At 73.3% G+C, this 2626-nt stretch carries 5 protein-coding genes; 4 read left to right on the forward strand and 1 reads right to left on the reverse strand.

All coding sequences use genetic code 11. From position 1 onward, the window contains the following. On the forward strand, positions 1 to 467 hold a 467-nt coding region (locus tag LFA75_RS00055; protein WP_225231742.1), incomplete at its 5' end, for a DUF3043 domain-containing protein. 34 nt (positions 468 to 501) lie between these two features. Next, complete coding sequence (locus LFA75_RS00060) at positions 502 to 1485, forward strand: aldo/keto reductase family protein (RefSeq protein WP_225231743.1); 984 nt, start codon at positions 502 to 504, stop codon at positions 1483 to 1485. Position 1486: 1 nt separating this feature from the next. On the opposite strand, the gene LFA75_RS00065 is transcribed toward LFA75_RS00060, so the two are convergent. Next, positions 1487 to 1714 (reverse strand): hypothetical protein, encoded by a 228-nt coding sequence (locus LFA75_RS00065; protein WP_225231744.1) that lies wholly within the window; start codon positions 1712 to 1714, stop codon positions 1487 to 1489. A gap of 112 nt (positions 1715 to 1826) precedes the next feature. Between LFA75_RS00065 and LFA75_RS00070 the strand changes: the two genes are divergently transcribed. Both LFA75_RS00070 and LFA75_RS00075 read left to right on the forward strand, forming a co-directional pair. Continuing rightward, complete coding sequence (locus tag LFA75_RS00070; RefSeq protein WP_225231745.1) at positions 1827 to 2243, forward strand: phage holin family protein; 417 nt, start codon at positions 1827 to 1829, stop codon at positions 2241 to 2243. Next, positions 2240 to 2539, forward strand: coding sequence for a DUF3618 domain-containing protein (locus LFA75_RS00075; RefSeq protein WP_225231746.1), 300 nt, complete (start codon positions 2240 to 2242; stop codon positions 2537 to 2539). The genes LFA75_RS00070 and LFA75_RS00075 overlap by 4 nt, the downstream gene beginning before the upstream one ends. Positions 2540 to 2626: the final 87 nt, after the last annotated feature.

Here is a 2626-nt window from a genome sequence, read left to right on the forward strand (position 1 = left end):
GTCCCGGGCCGCCCCCGCCCCCGCCGACCACGCGGAAGGAGGCCTACAAGCGCATGCGCGAGCAGCAGGCCGCCGGCCGCGGCAGCGCCCGCGAGGCCGCGGCGCGCGGGGACGACAGCGCGCTCCCGGCCCGGGACCGCGGCCCGGAGAAGCGCCTGGTCCGCGATGTGGTCGACGCCCGCCGCAACGCCGGCAGCCTGTTCCTGGTGGTCGCCGCGCTCGTGCTGGTCGGGTACTTCATCCCGAACACCGCGGTGCAGAGCTACACCGTCTTCCTCTGGTTCGCCTTCTTCCTGGTCATCATCGGCGACTCGGTCGTGCTGGGCCGCAAGATCAAGAAGGTCGTCGGGGAGCGGTTCCCGAACGCCCGCACGCGCGGTCTGGTCTGGTACGGCATCAGCCGAGCCACCATGATCCGCCGCTGGCGGTTCCCCAAGCCGCAGGTCGAGCTCGGCGCCACCGTCTGAGCGGGCCGCGACCGCGCGGCTTACGTTCGAGGGCGTGCAGACACGTCGACTGGGCCGTTCCGGCCTCAACATCACCGAGCTCGCCTACGGCAACTGGCTGACCCACGGGAGCCAGGTCGAGGAGGACGCGGCGCACGCCTGTGTGCGCGCCGCCCTCGACGCCGGCATCACCACCTTCGACACCGCCGACGTCTACGCCGCCACCAAGGCGGAGTCGGTCCTGGGCCGCGCCCTGGCCGGCCAGCGGCGGGAGTCCCTCGAGATCGCCACCAAGGTCTACTGGCCGACCGGCCCGGGGGCCAACGACCGCGGGCTGGGCCGCAAGCACGTCATCGAGAGCTGCCACGCCTCGCTGCAGCGGCTGCAGACCGACTACGTCGACCTCTACCAGGCCCACCGGTACGACACCACGGTGCCGCTGGAGGAGACGATGACCGCCTTCGCCGACCTGGTCCGGGCCGGCAAGGTGCTCTACGTCGGGGTCAGCGAGTGGCGCGCCGAGGAGATCGCCGCCGGCGCCGCCCTCGCGCGTGACCTCGGCATCCAGCTGATCAGCAACCAGCCGCAGTACTCGATGCTCTGGCGGGTCATCGAGGCCGAGGTCGTGCCGACGTCCGAGGCCGAGGGCGTCTCGCAGATCGTCTGGTCCCCGCTCGCCCAGGGCGTCCTCACCGGCAAGTACCTGCCCGGCCAGGCCCCGCCGGCCGACAGCCGCGGTGGGCACCCCAGCGCCGGCGGGTCGATGAAGCAGTACCTCACCGACGACGTCCTGACCCGGGTCCAGCAGCTCAAGCCCATCGCCGACGACCTCGGGCTCTCGATGGCCCAGCTCTCGCTGGCCTGGGTGCTGGCCAACGGCAACGTCGCGGCGGCGATCATCGGCGCCACCCGGCCCGAGCAGGTGCACGACAACGTGGCCGCCGCCGGCGTCGAGCTCTCGGCCGAGGTGCTGGCCCGGATCGACGAGGTGCTCGGCGACGTCGTGGAGCGGGACCCGGCCAAGACCAGCCGGGGCTGACCTAGGAGGCCGCGAGGCCCATCGGTCCGTAGACGACGGTGTCGCCGCGGACCAGGGTGGCACTGGCCGCGCCGCGCTCGAGCAGCTCGCGCCAGTGCTCCCCCAGCCACGACTCGGCCTCGGCCTGGGCGTCCTCCACCGGGACGGCCACGCCGAGGTCGTCGGGGTCCACGACGCCGCCCGTCGGGTCGTGCAGCCGCCAGGTCCAGCCGTTCGCAGGCACGGTCATGGGCCCACCGTAGTGCCGGGGACGCGCGGGGACGGCGGTTCGACCTGGGTCCGGCCGGGCATGGGTGACGAGATCCGTCCCCACCCGATCCGCATCGACCGCAGGAGGTCCGATGAGCCAGTCCCCCGGCTCCCATACCGACCCGTCCTCCGCCTCCACCGGCCAGCTCATCGGTGAGCTGCCCGAGCTGGTCACCCGCCTGGTCCGCGACGAGGTCCGCCTCGCCCAGGCCGAGGTCAAGGGCAAGGCCAAGAAGCTCGGCGTCGGTGCCGGCCTGTTCGGCGGCGCCGGCCTGGTCGCGCTGCTGGGCCTCAACGCCCTGATCACCGCCGGCATCCTCGGGCTGGCCAACGTGCTGCCCGGCTACCTCGCCGCGATCATCATCGCCGTCGTCCTCTTCCTCATCGCCGGCGTGCTGGCCCTGCTGGGCAAGAAGGACGTGCAGGACGCCAAGCCACCGCTGCCCACCGAGACCCTCGAGAGCATCAAGACCGACGTCGCGACCGTGAAGGAGAGTGCCGGGCGATGAGCCATCCCGCGACGCGCCCGGAGGGCGCACACGGTCCGGGCGCGCCCGACGTGTCCGGCCCCACCGAGCCCGACGAGATCAAGGCCGACATCGAGGCCACCCGCGAGCAGCTGGCCGCCACGGTCGACGAGCTCAGCCACCGCCTGGACGTCGGCTCCCGCGCCAAGGAGTCCGCGGCCCAGGCCAAGGACACCGCGGTGGAGACCTACCGGGAGAACCCGCCGGTGGTCATCGCGGCCGGGGTGGCCCTGGTCGCCGCCGTCGTCGCCCTGGTCGTCTGGCGGTCCCGCCGGTGAGCGCCGGTGCCAAGGCGGTCTACCGGCCGATCGGCCTGGTCGGCAGCCTCGTGGCCGGTGCGGTCTCCAGCGCCGTCTTCGGCCAGG

Origin of the sequence: Klenkia terrae, assembly GCF_900491935.1 — a bacterium.
GTDB classification, from domain to species: domain Bacteria; phylum Actinomycetota; class Actinomycetes; order Mycobacteriales; family Geodermatophilaceae; genus Klenkia; species Klenkia terrae.